This is a genomic window from Variovorax stachyos, assembly GCF_051400855.1.
GTDB lineage: Bacteria > Pseudomonadota > Gammaproteobacteria > Burkholderiales > Burkholderiaceae_C > Variovorax.
The window spans coordinates 90,601-103,843 of sequence record NZ_JBLFFN010000004.1 but is presented as its reverse complement, the minus strand read 5'-3'; the positions used below and the strand labels follow the sequence as shown (position 1 = coordinate 103,843).

Below are 13,243 nucleotides of genomic sequence, written 5' to 3'. Positions count from 1 at the left end.
GACACTCAAAATGGTAGCCGCGTAACCTCTAAGTTCTCTTTTTCGGAGATGGGATATGCCGACTACCGCTCCGCCGTTTCCTCCGGCTTCGGGCCTCAGGTGGATCGCCCTGTGGGCGCCACTGGTGATTACCGCCTGCGGAGGAGGCGGGAGCGACGGTGGGGTGCCCGCGACAGGTTTCGCCGGCTCCGCGGCCGGCACCACCGATACCTCCGCACCCGCCCCGGCCCCGGCGCCAGCCCCCGGGAATGGTGAAGGCGGGACGGCTCCGGCTGCCGCCGCAGTAGCGGCCGGCACCACCGACCCCTCGTCGCCTTCCACCGGCAACGAGGCCGACGCCAAGGCCTCCATCGTCAGGGCACGCAAAACCGTCAAGACGCCCGAGGACATCGCCCGGCAGCGCGAACTGGAGCGGGACCGCCCCGCCCCGATCGACCGCGGCCGTGGTGCCGAGGGCCCGCCGACGCCGACCACGAGCGCCATCACGAGCGCAGCCGCCGCAGCGGCGGCTGCTGCCGTCGCACCCAACATCGGCGGCCAGTGGGCGGCGCCCGTCAGCTGGCCGATCAATGCCATCCATGCCGTGCTGACGCCCGACGGCAAGGTCATGAGCTATGGCACCGACCCGAGCGGCGCCCAGGGGGCCCAGCTCTACTACGACGTCTGGACCCCGACCACCAACGCCCACAGCCTGCTGCAGCACAGCGTGCGCACCGACCTCTTCTGCACCGCCCAGACCGTGCTGCCGGCCGGGCAGGTGTTGCTGGCCGGCGGCGACACGCGCGGGATCACGCCGGACAGGGTCAACGGGGGCGTGGCAGACGTCAACTTCTACGACCCGGTCTCCTCCACCATCACCGCCGGGCCGCCGATGGCCTATGCGCGCTGGTATGGCACGGCGGTGCCCCTGGCCGACGGCCGGGCGCTGATGCTGGCAGGCATCGACGGCGGCGGCGCCGGCTCCGGCGTGCCGGAGATCTACACGCCGGGGCAGGGCTGGCGCACGCTCTCGGCCATCCCCAACTGGCCGGGGGACTGGCTCTATCCCCGCGCCGTGCTGGCGCCGAATGGCCGCGTGTTCGTGGCCAGCATCGACCAGATGTACAGCATCAACACCGAGGCGCCCACCATGGGCCCGCTCGGCAGGCTGCCGAAGTTCGTCAACTGGGTGCTGCCCTGGACGATGTTCGACCGCGGCAAGATGCTGATGGTGGCGGACGACGGCACCGCGATGGTGATCGACATCAACGGGCGCACGCCGGTCGTCAGCACCGTCGCGGGGCCGGGACCGAACCGTGAATGGGGCTCGGCCACCATGCTGGCCGATGGCAAGGTGCTGGTCACGGGGGGCTCGGCCCAGGAGAACGAGCTGGTCGACACCGCGTTCACTGCCCTCATCTGGAACCCGGCCACGGGCCAGTGGACCACCGGCAACGCCGCGCAGAAGGCCCGGCTCTACCACTCCACGGCCATGCTGCTGCCGGATGCCACGGTGCTGTCGGTGGGCGGCGGCTCGCCGGGGCCGGTGCTGAATCTCAATGCAGAGATCTATTCGCCGCCCTATCTCTTCGACAGCAGCGGGCAGCGGGCGCCGCGCCCGATCATCAACACGGCCCCGGCCCAGCTGACCCTCGGCACCGACTTCCAGATCAGCGTGATGTCGTCGCAGCCGATCCAGCGCGTCACGTTGGTGCGTACCGGCTCGGCGACGCATGCGACCGACTTCGGGCAACGCTTTCTCAACCTGCCCTTCGCCCAGGCGGCGGGGAGCTCGACGGTCAACATCACCCTCAACGAGAGCCCGAACATCCTGCCCGCCGGCTACTACATGCTGTTCGCGATCGACAGCGCCGGCGTGCCCTCCGTCGCGAAGATCCTGAAGGTGCAGGGGGGCTGGACGAAGGTGGCCGACCAGGGCCACACCTTCACCCTGCCGGCGTCCACCGTGGTGCAGTTCGGGCAGGGCGGCGACTGGACGCAGAAGACGGTCACCGGCAACGTGAGCTGCAGGAGCGAGTTCTTCGGGATGAATCCGGCGCCGAACGTCGCCAAGTCCTGCCACGTGCTGGCGCCGAAGGCCGGTGGCGTGACGCCAGGCACCCAGGTCACGACTGCCGACCGCACCGTGGCCGCGCAAGGCGCGACCTTCAACACGACGAGCGCGACCGTGGTGAGCTACGGTGCCGATTCGCGCTGGGTCGACAAGGTCGTGACGGGTGCGGGCACCTGCAACGCGTCCTTCTTCGGCACCGATCCCGCACCGGGCGTGACCAAGTCCTGCGTGGCGGACACAGGGACCGCGGCGCCGCCCGCACCCGCACCCGCACCCGCGCCGGCACCGGCACCGGCGCCTGCACCTGCACCTGCACCCGCTCCGGCCCCTGCTCCCGTACCGTCGGGCGCGACTCTGGCCACCGAAGGCGGCACCTTCACGGTGGCGAACTCGACCTTGGTGGCCTATGGCGCCGACACCCGCTGGGTGCAGAAGTCGGTCAGTGGCACGGCGCCCTGCACCAACGAGTTCTTCGGTACCGATCCGGCGCCGTTCGTGGTGAAGTCCTGCAGGCTGACGACCGCTGCGCCTGCGCCTGCGCCTGCTCCTGCGCCTGCTCCTGCACCCGCCCCTGCACCCGCACCGGCACCGGCACCGGCACCCGCCCCTGCACCCGCACCGGCACCGGCCCCTGCGCCTGCGCCGCCGCCGACCGGAGCGACGCTGGCCACCGAAGGCGGAACCTTCACGGTGTCGAGCCCGACGCTGGTGGCGTATGGCGCGGACACGCGCTGGGTGCAGAAGACGGTCACCGGCACCGCGACTTGTACCAACGCCTACTTCGGTACCGACCCAGCGCCCTTCGTGGTGAAGTCCTGCAGAGTGGCGTCCGCACCTGCGCCTGCACCTGCACCTGCACCCGCTCCCGCTCCCGCTCCCGCTCCCGCTCCCGCTCCCGCTCCCGCTCCCGCTCCCGCTCCTGCGCCTGCGCCTGCGCCTGCACCCGCGCCTGCGCCGGCTCCAGCGCCCGCACCCGCACCTGCACCGGCCCCAGCGCCGCCACCTTCGGGCGCATTGCTGGCCAACGAGGGACAAAGCTTCACCGTGTCGGCGCCGACCGTGGTGAGATATGGCGCCGACACGCGCTGGGTGCAGAAGACGGTCAATGGGACGGTCCCTTGCACCAACGCGTTCTTCGGCACCGACCCTGCGCCTTACGTCGTCAAGTCGTGCCGCGTGGCTTGAGCCAGGCCTTCAGAGGTCGAAGCGTGCGCCCTGCGCCAGCCGCAGGGCGCGCTCTCCATCAAGCATCCGGGACGGCACGCGGCACCGGATCGAAGTAGGTGAACAGGTTCGGAATCGGCAAGGCCAGGTTCGAGTACGAGAAGGACACGCTGACGTCCAGCGCACGCACCTGGTGCCACCAGCCCAGCGGCAGGAACATCGTCTCGCCCGGCCAGACCACGACCTCGAGTACGCGCACCCCCCCGAACAAGGGAAACTGCCGCAGGTCGACCGCATCCAGGTCGATGGGGCTGAAGACGCCGTTCGTGTTGTACAGGCGCGGTCCCTGCAAGGGCGAGATGAGGCGCCAGCGCTTGCGCCCGACGACCTGCGTGTGGAACAGCATCAGCGTGTCGTGGTGCAAGGGGGTGACGGTGCCGGCCGGCCCGAACCAGAACGACGAGCGCTCGGCCAGTTCCGAGCGAATGCAGCACGGCGGCAGGCTGCCGATGTCATCCAGCAGAGGCGCGAAGTCGGGCCGCCGCAATGCTTCGTTGTTGGCGGTGAGGTAGTAGTCGTTGGTTTCGCCGCCGGCCAGCACCTGGTCGACGAAATCGCCCAGGCGAACTTTGCGCCGATGCGCGGCCTTGTCTTCCTCATAGCGCGGATTCGCCAGGCGTTCGGCCTGGACCTCGACATCGAGATGGCCGAAGCGCCCTTTCAGATAGTCCGGCGACCAGCGCTGCATCGCAGGCCAGTCCCGCGTATGGCCGGTGAGCACCAGCGGCCGGCAGCCTCGCACATAGCGCTCCATGAACTCCTCTTCGCTGACGGACACGCGCTTGTCCACGATGCTGTACATCGGGTCGATTTCCCAGAGCAGCTGCAGGTTGGCCAGCGTCGACTCGAGCTTGCGCAGCTGCTGCGCCCGGCCCTCGGCCGCGATGTAGACGGCGTTGCCGGGCACCAGTTCGATCAACTCCGCGCTGGCTTGCGCGTCGAGGCCGGCAGCGATCATGGACGCCAGCACCGATTCCGGCGTGCAGCCGCGCAGCAACTGCTCGGTGGTCCATCGCAGCCATTCGGGCGTCAGCGGTGCGCCTGCCGGTGCCGGCGTTTGTTCTTCGGCCTGGCTTCCGGGCGGGCGTGGCGGAGCAGGCGGCTTGGGTGGTTTCATGCGGAGATCTCCTGCGTTCTCTGGCCTGTAGATTGTGTGGCGAACTGGTGATCCAGGGCCTTCGCGACCCCTTGAATGGCGTCAACAGCCCTAGCGCTGCCACCACCCCTCGCCGAAACGCCCCTGCAGAAACGCCACGAAGCTCGACACCTTTCCCGGCACCAGCTTCGGCGACGGGAAGACCGCATGGATTTCCTGCTCCGGCAGCGCATGCCCCGGCAGCACCTCCACCACCCGCCCCGCCGCCAGCGAGTCGCTCGCCACGTAGCGCGGCATCAACGCGATGCCCAGCCCCTCGCGTGCCGCGGCCAGCACCGCAGAGAGGTTGTTGGAGCGCAGGCGGCCGGTGACCGGCACCGTCACCGGCTCGCCCTTGGGCGTGTGCATGCGCCAGACATCGTCGCCCACGACGCTGCTGTAGATCAGCGCCACGTGGGCGCTCAGGTCCTGCGCGCGCTTCGGCGTACCGTGCTTCTTCAGGTAGCCCGGCGCCGCCACGATCACCCACGGGTTCATGCCGAGGAAGCGCGCGCCCAGCGAGGAATCGGCGAGCTTGCCCATGCGCACCGCGACATCGATGCCCTGCGCGATCAGGTCCACGTAGCGGTCCTCGAAGCTCAGGTCCACCTGCACCTGCGGATGGCGGGCCATGTACTCCAGCGCCAGCGGCACCACCACGCGCCGGCCGAAGGCGACCGAGGTGCCGACCCGCAGCAGGCCCTGGGCCTGGGAGTCGCGGCGGCGCACGATGTGCTCGGCCTCCTCCGCCTCGCGCACGATGTTCTTGCACTTGTCGTAGTAGAGCGATCCCGCCTCGGTGAGGCTCACGCCGCGCGTGTTGCGGTTGAGCAGCCGCACCTTCAGCCGGGCCTCGGTGGCCGCGACCTGCTTGGTCACGGTGGGCTGGGTGGTGTTGAACTCGCGCGCGGCCTTGGAGAAGCTGCCGGTCTCCACCACGCGAACGAACATCTCCATGGCAAGCAGTCGGTCCATGCGCCTGATCGTAGCCAGTTATTCCGGCGCGGAATAGCTTTTATGGTCCCGTGCCGCCTTCTGCCGGGAGCCCCGAATTCCTAAAGTCCAGGCATCCCAAGGAGACTTCACATGGCAAAGATGACCGCGGCCCAGGCCGCCGTTCTGGTGATGGAAAAAGAAGGCGTGACGCAGGCCTTCGGCGTGCCCGGCGCCGCCATCAATCCGCTCTACTCGGCGCTGCGCAAGCACGGCAGCATCGCGCACATCCTGGCGCGCCACGTCGAGGGCGCCTCGCACATGGCCGAGGGCTACACCCGCGCGGTGGCCGGCAACATCGGCGTGTGCATCGGCACCTCGGGGCCGGCCGGCACCGACATGATCACCGGGCTGTACTCGGCGTGGGCGGACTCGATCCCGATCCTCTGCATCACCGGCCAGGCGCCGCGCGCGCGGCTCTACAAGGAAGACTTCCAGGCGGTGGACATCGAGTCGATCTCCAAGCCGGTCACCAAGTGGTCCGTCACGGTGCGCGAGCCGGGCCAGGTGCCGCAGGTGTTCCAGCAGGCCTTCCACCTGATGCGCTCGGGCCGCCCGGGCCCGGTGCTGATCGACCTGCCCTTCGACGTGCAGATGGCGCAGATCGAGTTCGACATCGACACCTACCAGCCGCTCACGCCCTACAAGCCGGCCGCCACCCGTGCCCAGATCGAGAAGGCCATCGCCATGCTGAATGCGGCCGAGCGCCCGCTGATCGTGGCCGGCGGCGGCATCATCAACGCCGATGCGAGCGAGCTGCTGGTGCGCTTCGCCGAAGTCACCGGCGTCCCGGTGATCCCCACGCTGATGGGCTGGGGCGCCATTCCCGACAACCACCCGCTGATGGCCGGCATGTGCGGGCTGCAGACCAGCCACCGCTACGGGAATGCCACGATGCTCGCTTCCGACTTCGTGCTGGGCATCGGCAACCGCTGGGCCAACCGCCACACCGGCTCGGTCGAGGTCTACACCAAGGGCCGCACCTTCGTGCACGTGGACATCGAGCCTACGCAGATCGGCCGTGTGTTCACGCCGGACTTCGGCATCGTCTCGGACGCGAAAGCCGCATTGCAGCTCTTCGTCGAAGTCGCCGAGGAGATGAAGGCCAAAGGCCAGCTCCCGAGCCGCCGCGAATGGGCAGGCCAGTGCCTGGAGCGCAAGAAGACGATGCTGCGCAAGACCAACTTCGCGGACGTGCCGATGAAGCCGCAGCGCGTCTACCAGTGCATGAACCGCAACTTCGACAACGACACCTGCTACGTGAGCACCATCGGGCTCTCGCAGATCGCGGCCGCGCAGTTCCTGCACGTCTACAACCCGCGAAACTGGATCAACTGCGGCCAGGCCGGCCCCCTGGGCTGGACCATTCCCGCCGCGCTCGGCGTGCGTGCTGCCGACCCGTCGCGCAAGATCGTCGCGCTCTCGGGCGACTACGACTTCCAGTTCATGATCGAGGAGCTGGCCGTGGGCGCGCAGTTCAAGCTGCCCTACATCCACATCGTGGTCAACAACTCCTACCTCGGCCTGATCCGCCAGGCGCAGCGCGGCTTCGAGATGGACTACTGCGTGCAGCTGGGCTTCGAGAACATCAACGCCACGGAGCAGAGCGGCATCGAGCGCGACTACGGCGTCGATCACCTGAAGGTGGTCGAGGGCCTGGGCTGCAAGGCGCTGCGCGTCTACAAGCAGGAAGAGATGAAGCCAGCCATCGAGCGCGCCGAGCAGCTGATGGTCGAGTTCGGCGTGCCGGTGGTGATCGAGGTGATGCTGGAGCGCGTGACCAACATCGCGATGGGCACCGAGATCGATGCCATCAACGAGTTCGAGGCGCTGGCCGAGAGCGCCGAGGACGCCCCGACTGCCGTCGCCGCCGCGATGCTCGATTGATTCAGAGGAGACACACGAGATGCCGCGTTTCGCCGCCAACCTGACGATGCTCTTCACCGAGCTGCCCTTCATGCAGCGCTTCGAGGCCGCCGCCAAGGCAGGCTTCAAGGCCGTCGAGTACCTGTTCCCCTACCCCTTCGACAAGAAGGAGCTCGCCGCCGCGCTGCGCACCAACGGCCTGCAGCAGGTGCTGCACAACCTGCCCGCCGGCAACTGGGAAGGTGGCGAGCGCGGCATCGCCTGCCACCCCGATCGCGTGAGCGAGTTCCGCGAGGGCGTTGGCATGGCCATCGACTACGCCACTGCGCTGGGCTGCCCCAAGCTCAACTGCCTGCTGGGCAAGCTGCCCGCGGGCGTGAGCGCGGAGGACGCACGCCGGGTTGCGGTCGAGAACCTGCGCTTCGCCGCCCGCGAGCTGCAGAGCGCCGGGATCATGCTGCTGATCGAGCCCATCAACCACTTCGACATTCCCGGCTTCTTCCTGACGCGCACCGACCAGGCGCTGTCGATCATCGACGAAGTGGGTTCGCCCAACCTGCTGCTGCAATACGACATCTACCACGCGCAGCGCATGGAAGGCGAACTGGCCGCCACCATCACGAAGAACATGGCCCGCATCGGCCATATCCAGCTGGCCGACAACCCGGGCCGTGGCGAGCCGGGCACGGGGGAGATCAACTACCCGTGGCTCTTCAAGCACATCGATGGGGCCGGCTACACCGGCTGGATCGGCTGCGAATACAAGCCGAAGAGCGACACCTTCGACGGCCTCGGCTGGCGGACCACCCTCACCCAATAACGACAGACACACTAGACAAGGAATTCATCGCATGTCCGCTACGGCATCCCAGAAGATCGGTTTCATCGGCCTCGGCATCATGGGCGCCCCCATGGCCGGCCATTTGCTCGAAGCAGGCCACACGCTCTTCGTCCACACGCACGGGCCGGTGCCCGAGCCCTTCAGCTCGCGCGCCACCGTGTGCAGCTCCGCCGCCGAGGTCACGAAGCAGGCCGACGTGATCTTCATCATGGTCCCCGACACGCCGGACGTGGAGAAGGTGCTGTTCGGAGAGAACGGCGTGGCCTCCGCGTTGACCAGGGGCAAGACCGTGGTGGACTGCAGTTCCATCGATCCGATCGCGACCAGGGGCTTCGCGAAGCGCATCGAGGAACTGGGTTGCGGCTATGTCGATGCGCCGGTCTCGGGCGGCGAGGTGGGCGCCAAGGCGGCCAGCCTGACCATCATGTGCGGCGGCGACGAAGGCGTCTTCGGGCGCGTGCGGCCCCTGCTCGAGAAGATGGGCAAGAACGTCACGCTGGTCGGCGCCGCGGGCGACGGCCAGGTGTGCAAGGTGGCCAACCAGATCATCGTGGCGCTGAACATCGCGGCCGTGGGCGAGGCGCTGGTCTTCGCCAGCAAGGCCGGCGCGGACCCGGCCAAGGTGCGGCAGGCGTTGATGGGCGGCTTCGCCTCGTCGCGCATCCTCGAGGTGCATGGGGAGCGGATGATCAAGCGCACCTTCGCGCCGGGCTTCCGAATCTCGCTGCATCAGAAGGATTTGAATCTTGCGATGCAGAGCGCGCGCTCGCTGGGGGTTGCGCTGCCGCAGACCGCAGGGGCGGCGCAGTTGATGAATGCATGCGCGGCATTGGGCCATGGGCAGGATGATCATTCGGCCCTGGTGCTGGCATTGGAGGCCTTGGCGCAGCATCCGGTCGCGCGCGGGGACTGAGCAGGGCGCACGCTGGTGCGCCCGGGTTCGCGACAAGCCGCGACAAAGCGCGACAAAGTTGCGACAAATTTTGACCAGCTTGCGCGTTGGGGTTAGACACGGCCTTTCCCACAATCAGGAAGGCCCTCCATGCAACGCAGCTCCAGCAGCAGCCTGAGCAGTAGCAACTCCCACTCCTATAGCACCGATACCCCGCCCAAGGTGCCACCCAAGGTGCCACCCACAGGTCCACAAGGCGGGGGCGGTCTTCCAACGGACGAGATCCCGGCAAGACCCGAGATCCCTGCACTGACGTTCGACATCGAAGATGTCAAGAAGACATTCGACAAACGCATTGCCGCCAGAGAGCGTGGCAGAGAGCGTGGTCTGACCAGACAGTCGGCGTTGCCGGCGATCCATCGCATCGCCTCGAAGAACCTGCCGCGCGCCCTCCGGAAGGTGCAGCAGGAACTGCCTCAGCAGGACATTCGGGCAATCAACCTGATCACGGCCCATGCAAGAGGCCTGGTCGCCCATCCCGATGGCCATGGCAAGCCAGATCTTTCAGACAACGAAACGCTGTCCGCCGATGTCCAGCACATCATGGAATGCATGCAAGCGGCGGTCGCGAACCATCAAGGAGATGGGCCCGAGGCCAAGCAGGAACGGCGCTGCATGCTGATCAACCATCTCGGGGCGGTCTGCCGCAACGACTTCCGCAGCGACGCCGGCCGACGGGCCGCCAATACGGCCAATGTGCTGGTGCATACCGTATTCATCATGGTTCTGGCCAAACTCGTTGAAGATGCCGTCGAGTTCGAGGTGAGCAAGGCCGCTGCGCTTGGCGGCCAGGAAGGCTCGCTGCGCATCGCGGGCATTCTGGCGCTCATCCTTGCCCCTACATTGAACGTTCTGGGTGGCATCCTCTCCGGCGTTCTGGGCACCGCCAACCCGACCAGCGTCGTTTCGCGCCTGTGGCTGGGAATGCTGTACCTAGGCCTGCTGCTGGCCTGCTACGAAACCGACGTGCTGGGCACATTGGCTGCAAAGCTTTCGCCTGTGGCTATCTACTGCCTCCTTCGCGATGGCTTGAACTTCTGGTTCCCTTTTTCGGACAACGTCGAATCAATTTCGAAGCTCGGCGTACTCGGAGCGGGAGGCATCTACTCGTTGATCAACGCGTTTGCGGGAATGCTCATCGGCAAAACACTGCCAACCGCCGGCGCCGGTGCCCTCCCTCGCACAGGAAACGAAACCGAAAGGATGATGCCGGAACATCTTGCAGCCCTCCAGAACGCTGTCCTGGATCTTCCCGCCTCCTTGGGGAGCGCCCTGACGTGGGCCGCTGTCGAGGTTGGGGACGACTTGATCCTGCCGACCATCCTGAGGTGGATCCAGACCAGGGAATACCGGAAAAAGGAGGCGGTCAACATGCAAGTCGAGGCCGCCCACTCGAAGTACATCGGCGAGCTGACCGAGTTGGCCAAGGTCCTGCTGGAGACACCTCGCAAAGAACGCCAGAAAAAGATCGACGACAAGAACCTCGAGCTGTATCAACGAGAGTTTCAGCGCATGAGGAATCTCGACAAGGATCAGCTTGACAAGGCGAACCGGCAATACCTGGAAGATCTTCGGAAGGAGCTTCGGGTATATCGAAACACACAAATATTGGGGCAAATGTGGGAGGCATTGAGCAGAGACCCGGACTGCTATAGCGCGGAGCAGCTGGCTCATCTGAAATCCATTGAAGTAGCGCTTGGCGTCTACAAGAAGACACGTGAGCTGGATCGACTGAGAAGGCTCGACAACAGTCGGATCAACGAGGCGCAACGCCGAGATTTGGCAGAGCTCCAGGAAACAGTCGACGGGTACCAGCAAAGCTGGCAACGGCTGCGGCATGCAGACCCGAGCGAGCTCGGCGCAGACCAGGACCTGCTGAAGCTCCTCGCACACGAATTCATCAGCACCGATCAGAAGCCCGCAAGATTGCGTCCGATATCCGCTCTGCGATCCGATGTGAAGAGCACACTGGACTTCACTCGCTTTGACAAGATGATCAGGCACATATGCCGATTGCACGACGATTTGCGGCCAGAGGAACACGAAGAGATCGTTAGAGAGCTGTACTCGTACGAGTTGGTGAGACTTTATCTCCCGGGTTCGCTCACCCCCGTCGAGCAGGACGTGCTGGCGTCGATGTTCAAGGAGAAACCGGCAACTCTCCCCTCCGACCTTCTGACGCAACTGGTAGAGGAAGTTGCTGACAAGAGGCGCGAAAAAACCGAAGGGATTCGCATTGGAATTCGGTTTCAGCCCACCAATGTGAGCTCGACCATGGAGGCGGTCGAGCGCTTAGGCAGGCAACTGCTCGTCACCGATAGCGCCCGCCAGAGTGCGCTCGGCGCCGTCTTCGCTCTCCTGGTCTTGATGGATGGCTTGATGGGGGACAGGATCAAGGACAGCGACGAGAACACCCAACTGACGATCTGGAACCTGATGGCGGGGTTCGGCATCTTCATGGTCTATTGGGCGCTGATCTTGATGCACAGCGAAGGCGCACGCGGAGGGGGGGTCTACCGACCGGGAGCCGAAAGAACCCTTCCCCCTCTGCAAGGGCGTCAGGAGACTCAAGATCCCTTCACACCGAGAACCGAAAGGTACGAGCCCGACGATCGAGGCATTAGCGAAACGGTGTCCGATTCCGACGCCGTATCGGAAACTGATTCCGACTCCACATACGAGCACATCCCCGATTCCGATGAGGACATCGAACTCGGGGCAATCCCGACACCCCGGGTATGGGAGCAATGAGCCGCCTGACTCTACTGTGCGGCGAAATCGGCGCCCGCTACCCCGCCCGGCAGTTCCCGAACTCGCAGCGCACGGCCATCGTCTGGCCATTGCTGCACGGGATGCTGTGGCGCTCGTAGCCCGGGCCCTTCTCCACCAAGGTGGCCATGGGCAGCACGCTGCAGCGGCGGGCCTTGGCGAGCTGCTCGGCGCTGTAGGTGTCACGCCCGGTGCTGCGCAGCGCCGGCTGCGCAAAGCGTTGCCCGGGCGGCACCCAGGTCACGCGCACGCTGGGGTCGGTGTTGACGTAGCCCTTCTGCGCCAGGCAGTTGACCATGGCGGTTTCCTGCTTGGCATGCCAGACGCGGCGCTCGGGGGTGTAGACGGCCTTGTTGAAGGCATAGAGGCCGCCGACCACCGCGATACCGCTCAGCGTCGGGATGCCGGCCATCCAGCCGGCGCCGACCACGCCGGTGTCGAGCACGACGAGCGCATCGTCATGCTGGCTGGCCCGGAACGGGATGGTGGCAGCCGAGGCGCGGCACCGGGCCAGGTCCTGTTCGTAGGCGCCAGGGTTGTTGGCCGGCGCCTGAACGGCGGGCACGTAGTCCGCGCCGGAACCTGAACCGGGGCCCTCGTTGGGGCGGGTGGCGCAGCCGGCCACCAGGGCGGCAATGCAGAAGATGCACAGCAGTCTTTTCATGGATGTCCTCGACGGTCCTCTACTCCGGCGCCGATTGAATCACACAAATAGTTACTTTCCCAAGCTACTTTTGGTCGGCCGGGGCGTTCGCGCCACAGGTCCGCGGGTCAGCCGCGGGCCTTGCGCCAGGAGTTCTTGAGCTGGATGAGGCCGTCGCGAAAGGTGAAGTGGTCGCAGGTGGCGGATCTCCAGCGGCGAGCGGTCGCACCGGAGCCGGCCCGATCAGAGCCTTTAGGATGGACCGCTTTGGCCTCATGCTTTCCGCCGCCCTCTTCTGTCTGGTCGTCGCCATCAGCGACGGTGACACCCTCAAGGTCCGTTGCGGCGAGCCTGGCTCCTTTCGCCAGCTCACCGTGCGGCTGCATGCCATCGATGCGCCGGAGCTGAACCAGCCTTTCGGGCGGCGGGCCAAGGAGGCGCTGTCGCGGATGGCCTATCGCAAGACGGCGCGGCTGGACTGCAAACTCGACGAGGACCGCTATCACCGTCGCATCTGCCGCGTGCAGGTTGCACCGGACAGCTGCAGCGAAGCCCCCTGTGCGAAAACGCTGGACGTCGGCCTCGCGATGCTCACCGTTGGAATGGCCTGGTGGTCGCGCACCCATGCCGGCGAACAAAGCCCCGCCGAGCGCGGCCAGTACGCGTTCGCCGAGTCCGAGGCCAAGGCTCGCCGCGCCGGGCTGTGGGCCGATCAGCGCCCGGTGCCGCCCTGGAGATGGCGCGCCGAGCATCCGCGGCCCCGCTGA

The 13,243-nt window shown here is 66.5% G+C and carries 9 protein-coding genes; 6 read left to right on the top strand and 3 right to left on the bottom strand.

The window, feature by feature from the left end:
- Positions 1–55 precede the first annotated feature (55 nt).
- On the top strand, positions 56–3,238 hold the full coding sequence (locus ACMGEZ_RS08740) for a galactose oxidase early set domain-containing protein (RefSeq protein WP_436821871.1): 3,183 nt from the start codon (positions 56–58) through the stop codon (positions 3,236–3,238).
- A 58-nt stretch (positions 3,239–3,296) separates the two neighbouring features.
- Here the strand turns inward: ACMGEZ_RS08740 and ACMGEZ_RS08735 are convergent, their stop codons facing one another.
- Complete coding sequence (locus tag ACMGEZ_RS08735; RefSeq protein ID WP_436821870.1) at positions 3,297–4,394, bottom strand: cupin-like domain-containing protein; 1,098 nt, start codon at positions 4,392–4,394, stop codon at positions 3,297–3,299.
- Positions 4,395–4,484: 90 nt separating this feature from the next.
- Positions 4,485–5,387, bottom strand: coding sequence for a LysR family transcriptional regulator (locus tag ACMGEZ_RS08730; RefSeq protein ID WP_436821869.1), 903 nt, complete (start codon positions 5,385–5,387; stop codon positions 4,485–4,487).
- Positions 5,388–5,498: 111 nt separating this feature from the next.
- On the opposite strand from ACMGEZ_RS08730, the gene gcl reads away from it, so the two are divergent.
- The 4 genes from gcl to ACMGEZ_RS08710 all read left to right on the top strand — a co-directional run bounded on the left by gcl (position 5,499) and on the right by ACMGEZ_RS08710 (position 11,815).
- Complete coding sequence (gene gcl / locus ACMGEZ_RS08725) at positions 5,499–7,292, top strand: glyoxylate carboligase (RefSeq protein ID WP_436821868.1); 1,794 nt, start codon at positions 5,499–5,501, stop codon at positions 7,290–7,292.
- Between the two features lie 19 nt (positions 7,293–7,311).
- On the top strand, positions 7,312–8,091 hold the full coding sequence (gene hyi, locus ACMGEZ_RS08720) for a hydroxypyruvate isomerase (protein WP_436821867.1): 780 nt from the start codon (positions 7,312–7,314) through the stop codon (positions 8,089–8,091).
- A 31-nt stretch (positions 8,092–8,122) separates the two neighbouring features.
- Positions 8,123–9,025: a 2-hydroxy-3-oxopropionate reductase gene (locus ACMGEZ_RS08715; protein WP_436821866.1), complete on the top strand. Its 903-nt coding sequence runs from the start codon at positions 8,123–8,125 to the stop codon at positions 9,023–9,025.
- A 129-nt stretch (positions 9,026–9,154) separates the two neighbouring features.
- Positions 9,155–11,815: a hypothetical protein gene (locus tag ACMGEZ_RS08710; protein ID WP_436821865.1), complete on the top strand. Its 2,661-nt coding sequence runs from the start codon at positions 9,155–9,157 to the stop codon at positions 11,813–11,815.
- Between the two features lie 37 nt (positions 11,816–11,852).
- Here the strand turns inward: ACMGEZ_RS08710 and ACMGEZ_RS08705 are convergent, their stop codons facing one another.
- Positions 11,853–12,497, bottom strand: a complete 645-nt coding sequence (locus tag ACMGEZ_RS08705) for a hypothetical protein (RefSeq protein ID WP_436821864.1) — start codon at positions 12,495–12,497, stop codon at positions 11,853–11,855.
- 254 nt (positions 12,498–12,751) lie between these two features.
- Here ACMGEZ_RS08705 and ACMGEZ_RS08700 point away from each other — a divergent pair, with 254 nt between their 5' ends.
- Positions 12,752–13,243 carry a thermonuclease family protein gene (locus ACMGEZ_RS08700; RefSeq protein WP_436821863.1) on the top strand — a complete coding sequence of 164 codons (492 nt, stop codon included), beginning with the start codon at positions 12,752–12,754 and terminating at the stop codon, positions 13,241–13,243.

What these genes read in the sequence shown, in the direction of transcription:
- gcl (WP_436821868.1), top strand. Translation starts at nt 5,499, where the DNA reads ATGGCAAAGATGACCGCGGCCCAGGCCGCCGTTCTGGTGATGGAAAAA.
- hyi (WP_436821867.1), top strand. Translation starts at nt 7,312, where the DNA reads ATGCCGCGTTTCGCCGCCAACCTGACGATGCTCTTCACCGAGCTGCCC.
- ACMGEZ_RS08730 (WP_436821869.1), bottom strand. Translation starts at nt 5,387, where the DNA reads ATGGACCGACTGCTTGCCATGGAGATGTTCGTTCGCGTGGTGGAGACC.
- ACMGEZ_RS08735 (WP_436821870.1), bottom strand. Translation starts at nt 4,394, where the DNA reads ATGAAACCACCCAAGCCGCCTGCTCCGCCACGCCCGCCCGGAAGCCAG.
- ACMGEZ_RS08700 (WP_436821863.1), top strand. Translation starts at nt 12,752, where the DNA reads ATGCTTTCCGCCGCCCTCTTCTGTCTGGTCGTCGCCATCAGCGACGGT.
- ACMGEZ_RS08715 (WP_436821866.1), top strand. Translation starts at nt 8,123, where the DNA reads ATGTCCGCTACGGCATCCCAGAAGATCGGTTTCATCGGCCTCGGCATC.
- ACMGEZ_RS08710 (WP_436821865.1), top strand. Translation starts at nt 9,155, where the DNA reads ATGCAACGCAGCTCCAGCAGCAGCCTGAGCAGTAGCAACTCCCACTCC.
- ACMGEZ_RS08705 (WP_436821864.1), bottom strand. Translation starts at nt 12,497, where the DNA reads ATGAAAAGACTGCTGTGCATCTTCTGCATTGCCGCCCTGGTGGCCGGC.
- ACMGEZ_RS08740 (WP_436821871.1), top strand. Translation starts at nt 56, where the DNA reads ATGCCGACTACCGCTCCGCCGTTTCCTCCGGCTTCGGGCCTCAGGTGG.